A 14,188-nucleotide genomic window follows, 5' to 3' on the forward strand; every position below is an offset into this window, starting at 1 on the left:
CCGGTTTTCCGATGCGCGCCTCTCTCCTTTCCCGTTTTTTCCCGCCTTGCCTTGCCCTCGCCTTGCTTGCCACCATCCTGCCGGCCCGGGCCGACGGCCTGCCACCCGGCGTCATGCGCGCCCTGAAGGCGGCACAGATTCCCGCCAGCCACGTCGCCGTTGTCGTCCAGCCGGTCGATGCCGCTGCGCCGCTGGTCGCCCACAACGCCAGCCAGGCACTGAACCCGGCTTCGGTCATGAAGCTGGTCACCACCTACGCCGCCCTCGATCTGCTCGGCCCGGCCTACACCTGGAAAACCACGCTGTGGACTGAAGCGGCGCCGGTCGAGGGGGTATTGAACGGCAACGTCTATCTGCGCGGCAGCGGCGACCCGCGCTTTGCCATCGAACACCTGTGGAGCCTGCTGCGCCAGATGCAGGTGCGCGGCATCCGCCAGATCAACGGCGACATGGTGCTCGACCGCAGCGCCTTCAACGTGCCGGCCATCGACCCCGGCGCCTTCGACGACAAGCCGATGCGCCCCTACAACGTCGGCCCGGATGGCCTGCTGCTCAATTTCCGCGCCCTGCGCTTCACGCTGCTGCCGGACAACGGCAAGCCGCGCGTGCTGCAGGAAACACCGAGCGAGGGGCTGCGCATCGACAACCAGTTGAAAAGCAGCGCCGCCGATTGCAGCAGCAACTGGAAGGATTTCATCCAGACCCGCCTGATCCCCGACAACGGCGGCAGCCGCCTGGAATTCACCGGCACCTACGCCGCGCTGTGCGGCGAGAAGACGCTCAACCTGGCCCCCTTGCCGGCCGACGCCCAGGCCAGCGGGTTGATCCGCGCCCTGTGGAAGGAACTGGGCGGCAGCCTCAACGGCCAGGTACGCGCCGGTGCCGTCCCGCTCGGCGCCCGCCTGCTGACCGAGCATGAATCGCCCCCGCTGGCCGACGCCGTGCGCGACATCAACAAGTTCAGCAACAACGTGATGGCGCGCCAGGTTTTCCTGACCCTCGGCAATGAGGCCGCGAAGGACATCCCCCTGGGGGGCGCCGCACCGGCGACCACCGAGCGTGCCCGGCAGCGCGTCGCCGACTGGCTGGCCGGGCGCCGGCTGCGCTTCGACGAACTGGTGCTCGACAACGGCTCCGGCCTGTCGCGCAGCGAGCGGATCAGCGCCGGCAGCCTGAATCGCCTGCTGCTCGACGCCTGGAAGAGTCCGGTGATGCCGGAATTTGTTGCCAGCCTGCCCATCGTCGGCATCGACGGGACGATGAAGAAGCGCCTGAAGGAGGCCGCAGCAACCGGCCGCGCCCACATCAAGACCGGCACGCTGGACGGCGTCAAGACGGCAGCGGGCTACGCGCTGGACGCCCAGGGCCGGCGGCATGCCGTCACCTTCCTGATCAACCATCCGCGCGCCCAGGCCGGCAGTGCTGCGATCGACGCGCTGATCGACTGGGTGGCGCAACGCCGTCACGGTGAGCCGCGCGGGGTGCTGGAAAGTGACTGAGCGGACCGCCTTCCCGGCCGATTTCCTGGATGCCGCCGGCCTCAACCGGCAGTTCGTCTTCGACCTCGCCGATCTGCCGACCGACATCCTGGCGCCCCTGGCACCGCAGGCCGGTGAACGACAGCTGATCCTCTTCGGCCATGGCGGGCGTCGCCTGTGGGAATGCGTCCAAGCCGCCGGCATCGCGGGCGAGGATCCGATCGACGACTACAGCATCCGGACCGTGCGCCGCTGGTTTGCCGAACAGCTGCCCGATCGGCGCTATCGCCTGCTCTTCCCGGGCGAGGCACGGATCGGCCTGCAGGCGCTCGGCCAGCTGGCCGGCTGGCACCAGCCGTCGCCCATCATGGTAGGCGTGGACCGGGAATGGGGCAGCTGGTATGCCTATCGGGCGGTAGCCATCGCCGACACCGGCTTCCCGCCTTCGGTGCCGCTGCACGACCGCAGCCCCTGCCCAAGCTGCGCCACCCTCCCCTGCATCGGCAGCTGCCCGGCCGGTGCCCTGGCCGACGGCCGTTTCGATCTCGACACCTGCAGCCGCTACCGCCTGCAACCCGCCTCGGCCTGCGCCCTCGGCTGCCTGGCCCGCCAGGCCTGCCCGGTCGGCACCACGCACCGCTATTTGCCGGAACAGATTGCGCACAGCTATTCCCGGTCGCTGGCCGTCATCCGCCGTTACTACGCCGCATGAACGCCGTTCGCCACAACCTGTTCGAAGACGCCCAGGCCCTGCTCGTCGCCCCGCTTTTCTTCGCCTTTGCCGTGCTGCTCTTTCGCGAGGCCGGGCTGCTCACCGGGGGCACGGTGGGCATCGCCTTCCTGCTGCACTACCTGAGCGGCTGGCCGATCGGGGCGCTGCTCTTCACCATCAATCTGCCCTTCTACCTGCTGGCCCTGCGCTCGATGGGGCGGGACTTCACCCTCAAGACCTTCCTGTCGGTCAGCCTGCTCGCGCTGTACACCGAACTGCTGCCCAGCCTGGTCCAGCTGCATAACCTGGACCGCCTGTTCGCGGCGATCATGGGCGGCTTCCTGGCCGGCATCAGCCTGTTGATGCTGATCCGCCACAAGGCCAGCCTCGGCGGCCTCGGCATCCTCGTCATCCATTGGCAGAACACGCGCGGCTGGCGTGCCGGCAAGCTGCAGATGGCGGCCGACTGCCTGATCCTCGGCGCCGCCCTGTTCATCCGCGACCCACTCAGCGTCGGCCTGTCGATCGTCGGCGCGCTGGCCCTCAACCTGGTTATCGCAGTCAATCACAAGGCCGGCCGCTACATGGGCACCTGAGTCGGGCGAAGGGACGCGGCAGGTCAGCTTGATTCAGCTCATGGCCGATCGGGCTGCGGCGTATTAGCATTCGCTGATGCGCCTGACACTCCCCATCGCCCTCGCCCTGCTCGCCCCCCGGCCGATCTTCGCCCAGGAAACCTGGCGCGAGCCGCTGACCGGTATCGAATTCGTCCGCATGCCGGCTGGCTGCTACGTGATGGGCGACACCTTCGGCAAGGGCGAGGCGAACGAGCAGCCACCGCACGAGGTCTGCCTGAAAAGCTACTGGATCGGGCGCTACGAAGTGACGCAGGGCGAATGGCAGAAGGCGGTCAGCGTCAATCCGTCGGCCTATGTCGGCAGCGACCGGCTGCCGGTGGACAGCGTCAACCAGATGGACATCGCCGGCTTCATCTTCCGCCTGAGCGAGGCCAATCCGGGGCGGACCTTCCGCCTGCCGACCGAAGCCGAATGGGAATACGCCTGCCGCGCCGCCGGGCAGCTGGCGATGTTCGGCGGCAAGCCGCCACCGGCGGGGGCCAATACGGCCGAATACGCCGAACGGCACGGCGAGGGCACGGTGCCGGTCGGCACCTTTCCGCCCAACGCGCTGGGGCTGCACGACATGAGCGGCAACTTGTGGGAGTGGGTGTCCGACATCTACGCACCGGACGCCTATGTGCACCACCGCCGCGACAACCCGCGCCATGTCGCCGACGGGCCGGCCCGGCTGCTGCGCGGCGGTGCCTGGTCGCACGACGCCGGCTTCTCGCGCTGCAGCAAGCGCCACATGCACTGCCGGCCGACGGCGCGCTTCGATTTCGTCGGCTTCCGGCTGGTTCTCGAAGCCGACTGAAGCGCCTCAGGGGCCGACCGGCCTGACGCCGGACAGGGCCAACCAGCCGCGAATCACGCGGTAGCCGACCCACAGGCCGAGCAGGACGATCAATAGCCAGGCGAGCGGGATGCCGATGATGGTGATGATCAGCACGCCATAGACCACCAGCCAGAGCAGCGTGAACCAGAAGGTACGGATCTGCCAGACGAAATGGCTTTCCAGCCAGGTGCCGCGGACGTCGCCGCGCTTCAGGTAATTGAGGAAGACCGCGATCAGCGATGGCAGGCCAAAAACAAAGCCGCCGGCGACGGTGGCCGACGAAGTGACGCCGATGACCACGGCCAGCGCATGCAGGCCGTAGATGACGTGGGTGAGCTGGACCAGCGAGGGGCGAACGCCCTGCAGGTCAGGTGACGGGACGGGTTGGTTCATGCCGTTTCCTCCGGAAGCGTTTTCTGCATCAGCAAGGCATGGCCGGCGGCCGGATCGAGCACGTAGGGCACGTACCCGGCCTGTTGGTAGGCAGCCATCGCCCGCGTGTTGTTGGAGAGCACCTCCAATGTCAGCTTGCAGCAGCCGAGTTCGCCGGCCCGCTGCTCGGCCCAGGCCAGCAGGGCCTGGCCGATGCCCTGGCCGCGCCGGCTGGCGTGCACGACGATGTCATGCACGTTGAGCAGCGGCTTGGCGGCGAAGGTCGAAAAGCCGGCAAAGCAGTTGATCAGGCCGACCGCCTGGTTGCCCGAAAAGGCCAGCGCCCCGTGGAAGCTGGGCAGGTTGGCCAGTTCGCGCACGAGGTTGGCCTTGGCGTAATCCGACAAGCCGGTGCCGCCGCCCATCGGATCGCGGGCGTAGTGGTCGAGCAGTTCCAGCCAGGCGGCCGCGTGTTGCGGCAGGGTGAAGTCGGTGGCGCAAACGGCCAGGGAGTCGGCGGAAGACAAGGCGCGGCCTCGGGCAATGAAGGAGCGCTCCATGGTACGGAGCGTTCCCTCATTGTTCAACCCGGATCGCCGGCCCTCAGGCCAGCGCGAAGACGGTTTCGGTGCCCTCGTCCCAGCCATCCCACAGATAGTCGTCGGCCTTGCCGTCGGCGATCAGGCGCAGGGCGTAATTGACCTGCTCCTTGTAGAACGCGCAGAAGGCGCCGATCTTGTCCATGCCGCCATTCATTTCGAAAGCCTCGGCCGGGCACGGCGAACCGCAGAAATGGCGGATGGCGCAATCGCCGCAGGGGCTGAAGCGGTCGACATCGCGCTCGATCACCGGCCGGAACGCTTCGGAGGCCAGCGCCACCGCCACGCCCTCCTCCAGCAGCTTGCCGCCGTTGAAGCGCGGCAGGCCGATGAACTCGCTGCACGGATAGAGGCTGCCGTCGGCGGCCAGCGCGAAGAAGGCCCGCCCACCGCCGCAGGGCGAGATGTCGCACATCAGCCGGCGTGCGGTCGGGGCCAGGATGCCGATCAGGATGTTGGCGAAATTGGCCACCATCAGCTTGCGCCCGGTTGCCTGGTACAACGCGTGGGTGCGGTCGAGGGCGGCAAAGAAGGCCTCGGCCATGGCCTCGTCGGCCGGCTTGACGCCGCGCGCCCCGGGCAAGGTGCAGCGCAGGGTGTTGAGCATGCAGGTCGGCACTTCGGCGGCATGGAACAGCTCGACCATGCGCGTCAGATAGGGCAGGTTCTCTGTTGTGCAGGTGGTAATCACGCTCCACGAGCCGTAGCCGCGCAGCTTTTCGATCGCCCGCAGCACCTTGCCGTGCACGCTCTTGCCGCCCCAGGTCTGCCGGGTGGCATCGGTGATCTCCGCCACCGGGCCGTCGAGCGACAGGCCGATGCTGACGTTGCGCGAAGTCAGAAAATCGAGCGCCGCATCGTCGAGCAGGGTGCCATTGGTCTGCAGGCCGAAGACGAAATCGTCGGCGAAGGCATCGATCGCTGCAAACACCGCCGGCGCATTCATCAAGGGCTCGGCACCGTGGAAGATGGCGCGCGGCTTGCGTCCTTCCGGCATCACCGAGCGGAAGTAGTCGCGCAGGCTGGCCAGCGAGGCGAGCAGCGTCTCAGCCGACATGTGCGAACCGCCGCTGCGCTGCTGGTCGGGCAGGTAGCAGTAGGTGCAGTTAAGATTGCAGCGCTCGGTCGGGTTGAGATAAACGCCGGAAGGCTTGAGGCCAAAGCGCAGGGCGTGCAGCTCGTCGGCGAAAGCCCCAGCCTTGGCGCCGTAGCTGGCGAGCAGGGCCGGGTCGCGCGCGGCTTCCGCAGCGCAGCTCTTGTCCACCAGCGCCCAGAAAGCGGTCTGCGGATCGGTCAGCGCGGCATAGACCGGGTGGCCGATATCGAGGGTCTGGAAAAGCGTGCCGCTCGCGGCACGCTCGGCGATAGCCAGGCTCATTTGGCCGCCTTCCGGTCCATCAGCACGTAGTGCGAGAGACCGATGCCGTCCGGGTTGCAGCTCTTGCGCACGGCGATGGTCGGGGCTGCCGCTTGCGCCTTGGCCGGGGTTGCGGTCGGGGTTTGGGGATTCGGCTGAAGCTTGGGGGTCATGTTCCACTCCTCGGGAAGACAAAAAAACAAAAAGGGCTCCGGCTGACGGCACGCGCATGCATGCAGTCAGCCGGAGCCCTTGCCTGGACTCCTGGTGGAGATCGATTCGTCTTCTGGCTTCCGGATCAGCCGAAGCGCTGCGCCTTCCCTGTGCGCTCAAGCGCCCAAGTGGCTGGTCTGACGACCGTGCAGTCTTCGTCCCCGGTTACAGCGGCGGGCCCGCCACGGATTCGCACCGTGTTCCGTATCTCGATTCCAACGGGAGCGCGGATTTTCTCAAGCGGGCAACGCCGGGGTCAATTCATGCTAAAGGCCTAGTTCCTGCCACATGGTGTCGACGCGTTGCTTGACGTCGGCATCCATGACGATCGGCCGCCCCCATTCGCGATTCGTCTCGCCCGGCCACTTGTTGGTCGCATCCAGCCCCATCTTGGAACCGAGGCCAGCCACCGGCGAGGCGAAATCGAGGTAGTCGATCGGCGTGTTGTCGACCAGCGTCGTGTCGCGCGTCGCATCCATGCGGGTCGTCATCGCCCAGATCACTTCCTTCCAGTCGCGGATGTCGATGTCGTCGTCCACCACGATGATGGTCTTGGTGTACATGAACTGGCGCAGGAAGGACCAGATACCGAACATGATCCGCTTGGCATTGCCGGGGTAAGCCTTCTTGATGCTGACGATGGCCATCCGGTACGAGCAGCCTTCCGGCGGCAGGTAGAAATCAACGATTTCCGGATACTGCTTCTGCAGCAGCGGTACGAAGACCTCGTTCAGCGCGACACCGAGCACGGCCGGCTCGTCGGGCGGCTTGCCGGTGTAGGTGCTGTGGTAGATCGGGTTCTTCCGCATCGTGATGCGCTCGATGGTGAACACCGGGAACTCGGCCTGCTCGTTGTAGTAGCCGGTGTGGTCGCCGTACGGTCCTTCCATCGCCATCTCACCGGGATGAATGACGCCCTCCAGCACGATTTCGGCCGAGGCCGGTACCTGCAGCGTCGAGCCCAGGCATTGCGTCAGCTCGGTCTTGCTGCCGCGCAGCAGGCCGGCGAACTGGTACTCGGACAGCGAATCAGGCACCGGCGTCACGGCGCCGAGGATGGTCGCCGGGTCGCAGCCAAGGACCACCGCCACCGGGAAGGGCTGGCCGGGGTTGGCCAGTTGGTGCTCGCGGAAATCGAGCGCGCCGCCGCGATGGGCCAGCCAGCGCATGATCACCTTGTTCGGCCCGAGCACCTGCTGGCGGTAGATGCCAAGGTTCTGGCGGTTCTTGTGCGGCCCACGCGTCACGACCAGGCCCCAAGTGATCAGCGGCGCAATGTCGCCCGGCCAGCAGTGCTGGATCGGCAGCTTGGCCAGATCGACATCCTGGCCTTCCCAGACGACCTCCTGGCAGGGGGCCGACGACACCTTCTTCGGAGCCATGTTGAGCACGTTCTTCAACATCGGCAGCTTGTCCCAGGCGTCCTTCAGGCCCTTGGGCGGCTCCGGCTCCTTGAGGTAGGCGAGCAGCTTGCCGACTTCGCGCAGCGCCGTCACCGATTCCTCGCCCATGCCCAGCGCGACGCGCTTCGGCGTGCCGAACAGGTTGGCCAGCACCGGGATGTCCTGCGGCTTGCCTTGGGTGACGGGCTTCTCGAAGAGCAGCGCCGGGCCGCCGGCACGCAGCACGCGGTCGCCGATCTCGGTCATTTCGAGGTGGGTATCGACCGACCGCGCGATACGCTTCAGTTCGCCGGTCTTTTCCAGTTGCGACATGAAGTCGCGCAGATCGTGGTATTTCATCGGGTGCGGTAGGAGAAGTGACAGCCGACACAGGCCGACGTGATATTGGGCAGCAGGGCGAGCGCCTTGTCGCGGTCACCGGTCTTGGCGACGGCGGCGAATTCGCTGACCGCCTTGTGACCATCCATGCCGATACCGTGCATGGCCGGCGGCATGTGCGGCCCGGGCCGGGCGTCGAAAGGTTTCATCCGGTGCTTGCCCATTGCCGATACGCCGAGCTTGGTCTCCGCCGCTTCACCGGCCTCCTTGACCTTGCCCTCGGCCATCAGCGACAACACTTCATTGACGGCCACCAGGTTGTCGAGCATCTCCTGGCGTAGCGATTCCTGCGCGGCAGGCGGCAGCGGCGCCAGCTGGCGGGTATCTTCGGCAACAGCCACGGTCGAAATCAGGGCCAGCATGGCCAATAGCGTTTTCATCCGAAACTCCTTCCGGAAATCAGGAAATCGACGACGATGCCGGCGAAAATCGCGGCACCGACCCAGTTGTTGTGCAGGAAGGCCTTGAAGCACGGCATGCGCTCGCGGCCCTTGATCCAGGTGTAATGCACGCCCATGATGCCGGCCGCCCCGGCCAGTCCGGCGTAGAAGGCGAGGCCCATGTTCAGCGTCCAGCCAACCCAGCCGATGATGGCCAGGGTCGCGGCATAGCACAGCATCACCGCCGCCACATCGAAGCGGCCGAAGGTGATGGCCGAGGTTTTGATCCCGATTTTCAGGTCGTCGTTGCGGTCGACCATGGCGTATTCCGTGTCGTAGGCCACCGCCCAGAAGACGTTGGCCAGCAGCAGCCACCAGGCTTCGGCCGGCACGCTGCCGAGGTGGGCGGCGTAAGCCATCGGGATGCCGAAACCGAAGGCAATGCCGAGGTAGGCCTGCGGGATGGCGAAGAAGCGCTTGGTGAAGGGGTAGCTGGCAGCCAGGAAAACAGCCGGCACCGAGAGCCAGGTGACGAGCGGCATGCCCAGTGCCAGCACCAGCCCGAAGGAGAGCAGGCAGAGGGCGGCAAACAGCCAGAGCGCTTCCCTGGCCGTCACCTTGCCGGCCGTCAATGGCCGTTCCCGGGTGCGTTCGACATGCTTGTCGAAATCGCGGTCGGCGTAGTCGTTGATGACGCAACCGGCCGAGCGCATCAGCACGGTGCCCATGATGAAGATCCAGACCACGCTCCAGTTCGGCCGGCCCAAGGCCGAGAGCCATAAGGCCCACAGTGTCGGCCAGAGCAGGAGCAGGATGCCGATCGGCTTGTCGAGCCGCATCAGCCTTTCATAGAGATCGAGTTTTTCCTTGAGCGCGGGCCAGTTCATCGTTGGATTCTACCTTGGCGATCATCGGGGGGCCGGCCGCTCAATGGGCGCGGCTGCGGGCGGCCTGCTGCCAGGCGACGACGGCCTGCCCGGAGTGGGCGAGGATGGCTTGGTAGCGATCTTCCGGCAAGGCATGGCGCAGCGAGGCAAAGAGCCGCTGCGTGCCTTCCTGGGCCAGCGGCGAAGCCGGCGCCTGGCCGGAGAGCAGGCCGATCTGGATGTGGGCCAGCGCGTCGGCGACCAGCCGCCAGCCGAATTCCGGCATTTTCTGGTCGAGGGCGACCATCAGGCTGCCCAGGGTGCGCACGATGGCCTCGACCTGCTCGCTCGATTCGCAGGCCGCCATCGCATGCCACAACGCCAGATGGATGCCGCGCCGTAGATCGACTTTGAAATCGACAGCCGCCGATTCGATGGCATCGATCTGTTCGAAATAACGCTGGAAGCGTGTTTCCTCGCGGGCATCGAGCCGGGTGCGCAAGCCGCCGATCAGCGCCGTCAGCGGGTGGATGGCGGTCAGCCCGAAAGCCTGGGTGTAGGCCAAGCCCCACTGGTCGAGGCCGCTGATCAACAGGGCCAGGCGCAGGGCGCGCGCCTCGTCGCTGCCGCCGGCTCGGCACCAGTTGGCGCACTGCGCCGCCACCTCGCCCAGGATGCCGACGTCCGGCGCTCCTTCGTTGGCTGCCGCCTGGCGGAAAACGCCGGCAAAGACGTCCTGTGCCATGCGGGCGGCGAGGCGCTGGGTGTCGGGGTTGACGAGAGAGGCCAGTTGGTCGGCGGGAGGCTGGGAATGGGTCGTCATGGCTAGGGGGCGAAAGCAGCAAAGGCGCCATTCTACCGGCCCGGCCGCCCGCCCCCTCAACGACAGTCACCGCGCAGGGCAAGCACGCTGGCGAACAGCCGCTCCGGCGTCAACGCCTCGGGCGGCAGCGGAGGGCCGACACGCAACGCGATCGCCGAGAACATGCCGCGCCGGAACGGCGTTTGCATCGCCTTGCCCTCGATCCGCGAGAAGAAGCTGCCCCACAGGCCGGACAAGGCCATCGGCACCACCGGCACCGGGTTGTCCCGGAGGATGCGGCTGATACCCGGCCGGAAGGGTTGCAGTTCGCCATCGCGGGTGAGCCCCCCCTCCGGAAAGATACCGACCAGGTCGCCGTTGGCCAGCGCCCGTGCCACCTCGGCGAAGGCTGCTTCCAGCATCGCAGGATCTTCCTTGGCCGAGGCGATGGGGATCGCGCCGCAATGGCGGAAGATGAAACCCAGCAGCGGCGTCCGGAAAATGCGGTGATCCATCACGAAGCGGATCGGGCGTGGCGCGGCGCCCATGATCACCACCGCATCGGCAAAGCTGACATGGTTGGCGACCAGCACCGCCGCTCCCTCATGCGGGATGTGCTCCAGCCCGCTGGTGCGCAGCCGATACACCGCCCGGACCAGCAGCCAGGCGATGAAGCGCAGCAGGAATTCCGGCACCAGCCCGTAGATGTAGATCGCCACCGCCGCATTGAGCAGCGCCCCGAGCGCGAACAGGGCCGGGATCGACATGCCTTGGCCGAGCAAGGCCGCCGCGCCCAGCGCGCCGACCACCATGAACAGCGCATTGAGGATGTTGTTGGCGGCGATGACGCGCGCCCGATGCTCCGGCGCACTGCGCAGCTGGACCAGGGCATACATCGGCACGATGAAGAAGCCGCCGAAGACGCCGAGCATCAGCAAGTCGAACAGCACGCGCCAGATGGCCGGGAGGCTGAGCAGGGCGAGCAGGTCGTGCGGCGTCGTACCGGCCAAACCGGCTGGCGAGGCGAAATAGAGGTCGAGGCCGAAGAGCGTCAGGCCGATCGAGCCGAAGGGCACCAGGCCGATCTCGACATGCTTGCCGGACATCCGCTCGCAGAGCATCGAGCCGAGCCCGATGCCGACCGTGAAGGTGGCGAGCAACAGTGTCACCGACGATTCACCGCCGCCGAGCACAAACTTGGCATAGGCCGGGAACTGGGCAAGGAACAGCGCGCCGTAGAGCCAGAACCACGAGATGCCGAGGATGGACAGGAAGACCGTGCGGTTCTCGCGGGCGAAGGCGATGTTGCGCCAGGTTTCGCTGAGCGGATTGAGATTGATCCGGAGTTCCGGCACCGGGGCCGGCGCCGCCGGGATACCCCGGCTGGTCACATAGCCCGCCAGGGCGACGACAAAGGCGCCGACGGCGATCCAGGCCGGATGCTCGACCGAACCGGCGAGCAGCCCGCCAGCCAGCGTGCCGAGCAGGATGGCAACGAAGGTACCGGCCTCGATCAGGGCATTGCCGCCGACCAGTTCGTCCGCATGCAGGTGTTGCGGCAAGATGGCGTACTTGACGGGCCCGAACAGCGTCGAATGGCAGCCGAGCAGGAACAGCGCGCCCATCAGCACCGGCAGGCTGGTCAGGAAGAAACCGACCGCCGCGACGCCCATGATGGCCATCTCGAGCACCTTGACCAGGCGGGCGAGCATCGCCTTGTCGAGCTTGTCGGCCAGTTGCCCGGCGGTCGCCGAGAACAGGAAGAAGGGGAGGATGAAGATGCCGGCCGCCAGGTTGGCGAGCAGCTCCGGCTTCAGCGTCGTCCAGTGCGCCGCCTGAAAGGTGAGCAGCACGACCAGCGCATTCTTGAACAGGTTGTCATTGAAGGCACCGAGGAACTGCGTGGCAAAAAAGGGCGCAAAGCGCTTCTGTTTAAGGAGTCCGAATTGTCCGCTCATCGTGATTTTCCGCGTGGATCTTCTGGCGCGTGCGTGGCCACAAACCGACGCCGCACCAGCTCCCAACCGGGAGGAACCCACCAAGTCATGCCGCCAAAGAAGCCTGCAGTTTCTTGGTTTTTAGTGCTCTCGCCAAGCCAAGAGGGCATCGGCAACCACCGCTGCCCGTCACGCTTAACCCCGGAAAAGCGGGCGCGGAGCGCTATTCAGCGGCGCGTCCAAGCATCGACTGCAGTACCTTGTCCTTCAGAAGCAAGGCATGAAACAGTGCCGCTGCGACGTGCAACGCCACCAAGGCAATCAGGGCATTGCCCAGGCCCTCGTGCAACTCCTTGAAAACCTTCGCTACTCCGCTGCTCACCGGCAGCGGCGGAATTTCCAGCCAGCCGAGCAGATTGATCGGCAGCCCCTTTCCGGACACGGCGACATAGCCACAGAGGGGAAGCAAGATCATCAGCAGGTAGAGGCCGAGATGGCCGGCCTTGGCGAGCAATGTGACCAGCGGGGTCGTTGAATGGACCGGGCCGGTGACCACGGCTCGTGTCACCACGCGCAGCAATGTCAGCAAGCCGATGACGCCCCCCGACAGGAAATGAAGTTGCATCAGTTGGGCCCGCATCGGATTCGATTTGTCGAATGCCTCATGGCTCCATACCGCGCCGATACAGAGAATCATCAGCAGCACCGTCAACCAGTGCTGGACTCTGACGAGAGGTGGCCAATTCGCGTTTTTCATTGGGGTATCCGGAAACGTAAGAAGCTGGAAGCGTAGCGGGCCGCGCTTAAATAAACCTTAAACGCATGGGGGTTTAAGCCCATTACCGGCCCCGCGGAGGGTGGGTCGGGGGACGCTCGCCGACCAGGCCCTCGCAGGGCTTCAACGCATCTCGAACAATTCCTGATGAAAGCGCCCGGCCGGCAGGCCAAGGGCGAGCAGGGCTGCGCGCAGCTGGCGGCCGAACGGGGCCGGGCCGCAGAACCAGATGTCCGCCTCGCGCCAATCGGCCACCGTTTCCAGCAGATGCCGGACCTCGAACCGCTTCCGCCAGTATAGGTGGAGCGAAACGCCGGCCAGGCGGGCATCTTCCTGCAGACGGCCGAGAACTGCGTCATTCATTTGCCCGGTGCAGTGGAACAGGTCGACCGGCTTGCCATCGGCCTCCCGGGCCAGGGCCTGCATGCGGGCGACGAAGGGCGTAATGCCGATGCCACCGCTGACCCAGATCTGGCGCTTGCCCTCGCCGGCGAAGGTGAAGCAGCCATACGGCCCCTCGACGACGACCCGGTCGCCGACCGCGAGGCGATCCGGCAGGGTTCGCGTGTAGTCGCCCAGCGCCTTGATCAGCAGGCGCAACTGGCCGTCACCCTGCCAGGCCGAAGCCAGGGTGTAGGGGTGCGGACCTTCGTCGGCATGAAAGGTGACAAAGGCAAACTGGCCGGCCTGATGCCCCGGCCAGCCAGCGTCCAGCTGGATGTCGACGGCCAGCGTCGCCAGTTCGCCTTGCCATTCACAGCTGGCCACCCGCCCAGCGACCGGCCTGCCGCTGAGATGCCGACGCGCCAGGCAAAGCACCGCGGAAATACTGCCGAGCACCATCAGCACGCCGACAACGAGGCCGACCGGGCGCGTCCAGTCATCGAACTTGAGCAGGATCACCGCATGAAATACGAAGGCCAGATAGGTGATGGCCAGGATGCGGTGCGTCTGGAAAAAGCGGCGGTAGGGGAAATACTTGACCAGGGCCAGCACCATCAACACGAGCGCGGCGTAGAAGGCCCATTCGCCGACGCTTTCCGCCAGGCCACGCTGACTGGCCAATAGCTGCTGCAGCGAGCCGTCCGGCAAGTGTGGCCGGGGCGGGCGGCCGCGTCTTTCCAGCCAGCCGAGCCCGACGGCCCACTTCGGCCCCTTGGCAATCAACCAGTGGCTGACCGACACCACCAGGGCGGCGATGCCCAGCCACTTGTGCAGGCGATAAGTCTTGTCCAGGCCGCCGAACAGGCGTTCGGCAATCCGCGGCCGGGCGGCGAGGATCATCGCCAGGCTCATGACGGTGATGCTGACGACGCCGGAGTATTGCACCAGCACATTGCGCCAATCGAAAAATCCGGCCAGCGCGGCGAACGATGCCTGCTCGGAGATCAGCCAGAGCAGGCTGATCAGGCCCAGGCTGCCCCAAAGCGCCACTTTGATCGATTTCATGTCGCGTTTCCT

Annotated in this window: 15 protein-coding genes and 1 riboswitch; of the genes, 4 read left to right on the forward strand and 11 right to left on the reverse strand. The window is 66.2% G+C overall.

Translation table 11 applies throughout. The features are described from left to right. The first annotated feature begins 11 nt into the window (after positions 1–11). The 4 genes from dacB to K420_RS17900 all read left to right on the forward strand — a co-directional run bounded on the left by dacB (position 12) and on the right by K420_RS17900 (position 3,624). On the forward strand, positions 12–1,499 hold the full coding sequence (gene dacB / locus K420_RS0102305) for a D-alanyl-D-alanine carboxypeptidase/D-alanyl-D-alanine endopeptidase (RefSeq protein ID WP_084019531.1): 1,488 nt from the start codon (positions 12–14) through the stop codon (positions 1,497–1,499). Beyond that, positions 1,492–2,190, forward strand: a complete 699-nt coding sequence (locus tag K420_RS0102310) for a hypothetical protein (RefSeq protein WP_027456628.1) — start codon at positions 1,492–1,494, stop codon at positions 2,188–2,190. Before dacB ends, K420_RS0102310 begins: the two co-directional genes overlap by 8 nt. Further along, a complete protein-coding gene (locus K420_RS0102315) occupies positions 2,187–2,786 on the forward strand; it encodes a YitT family protein (RefSeq protein ID WP_027456629.1) in 600 nt (199 codons plus the stop codon). Before K420_RS0102310 ends, K420_RS0102315 begins: the two co-directional genes overlap by 4 nt. 76 nt (positions 2,787–2,862) lie before the next feature. After that, positions 2,863–3,624, forward strand: coding sequence for a formylglycine-generating enzyme family protein (locus K420_RS17900; protein ID WP_051452922.1), 762 nt, complete (start codon positions 2,863–2,865; stop codon positions 3,622–3,624). A gap of 6 nt (positions 3,625–3,630) precedes the next feature. Here the strand turns inward: K420_RS17900 and K420_RS0102325 are convergent, their stop codons facing one another. The 11 genes from K420_RS0102325 to K420_RS0102375 all read right to left on the reverse strand — a co-directional run bounded on the left by K420_RS0102325 (position 3,631) and on the right by K420_RS0102375 (position 14,176). Then, entirely contained in the window at positions 3,631–4,038 is a 408-nt protein-coding gene (locus K420_RS0102325) for a DUF4870 family protein (protein WP_027456630.1), read from the reverse strand. Next, positions 4,035–4,577, reverse strand: coding sequence for a GNAT family N-acetyltransferase (locus K420_RS0102330; RefSeq protein WP_027456631.1), 543 nt, complete (start codon positions 4,575–4,577; stop codon positions 4,035–4,037). The genes K420_RS0102325 and K420_RS0102330 overlap by 4 nt, the downstream gene beginning before the upstream one ends. Before the next feature lie 43 nt (positions 4,578–4,620). Then, the gene (gene cbpB, locus K420_RS0102335; protein ID WP_027456632.1) at positions 4,621–5,994 is read right to left on the reverse strand and encodes a peptide-modifying radical SAM enzyme CbpB; all 1,374 of its coding nucleotides are present in this window, start codon (positions 5,992–5,994) and stop codon (positions 4,621–4,623) included. Beyond that, on the reverse strand, positions 5,991–6,146 hold the full coding sequence (gene cbpA, locus K420_RS19980) for a modified peptide precursor CbpA (protein WP_084019532.1): 156 nt from the start codon (positions 6,144–6,146) through the stop codon (positions 5,991–5,993). The genes cbpB and cbpA overlap by 4 nt, the downstream gene beginning before the upstream one ends. A 108-nt stretch (positions 6,147–6,254) precedes the next feature. Beyond that, a riboswitch (cobalamin riboswitch) is annotated at positions 6,255–6,390 on the reverse strand. Positions 6,391–6,452: 62 nt separating this feature from the next. Further along, a complete protein-coding gene (ubiD, locus tag K420_RS0102345; RefSeq protein WP_027456633.1) occupies positions 6,453–7,928 on the reverse strand; it encodes a 4-hydroxy-3-polyprenylbenzoate decarboxylase in 1,476 nt (491 codons plus the stop codon). Further along, the gene (locus tag K420_RS0102350) at positions 7,925–8,347 is read right to left on the reverse strand and encodes a cytochrome c (RefSeq protein WP_051452923.1); all 423 of its coding nucleotides are present in this window, start codon (positions 8,345–8,347) and stop codon (positions 7,925–7,927) included. Before K420_RS0102350 ends, ubiD begins: the two co-directional genes overlap by 4 nt. Continuing rightward, positions 8,344–9,234: a 4-hydroxybenzoate octaprenyltransferase gene (ubiA, locus tag K420_RS0102355; protein ID WP_027456635.1), complete on the reverse strand. Its 891-nt coding sequence runs from the start codon at positions 9,232–9,234 to the stop codon at positions 8,344–8,346. The genes K420_RS0102350 and ubiA overlap by 4 nt, the downstream gene beginning before the upstream one ends. Before the next feature lie 40 nt (positions 9,235–9,274). Next, complete coding sequence (locus tag K420_RS0102360; RefSeq protein ID WP_027456636.1) at positions 9,275–10,036, reverse strand: hypothetical protein; 762 nt, start codon at positions 10,034–10,036, stop codon at positions 9,275–9,277. Between the two features lie 56 nt (positions 10,037–10,092). Continuing rightward, the gene (locus K420_RS0102365) at positions 10,093–11,973 is read right to left on the reverse strand and encodes an MFS transporter (RefSeq protein WP_027456637.1); all 1,881 of its coding nucleotides are present in this window, start codon (positions 11,971–11,973) and stop codon (positions 10,093–10,095) included. A gap of 202 nt (positions 11,974–12,175) precedes the next feature. Next, entirely contained in the window at positions 12,176–12,709 is a 534-nt protein-coding gene (locus K420_RS17905) for a cytochrome b (RefSeq protein ID WP_084019533.1), read from the reverse strand. A 141-nt stretch (positions 12,710–12,850) separates the two neighbouring features. Next, complete coding sequence (locus K420_RS0102375) at positions 12,851–14,176, reverse strand: ferredoxin reductase family protein (RefSeq protein WP_027456638.1); 1,326 nt, start codon at positions 14,174–14,176, stop codon at positions 12,851–12,853. Between the last annotated feature and the right edge of the window lie 12 nt (positions 14,177–14,188).

Source organism: Dechloromonas agitata is5, assembly GCF_000519045.1.
Taxonomy (GTDB): Bacteria; Pseudomonadota; Gammaproteobacteria; order Burkholderiales; family Rhodocyclaceae; genus Azonexus; species Azonexus agitatus.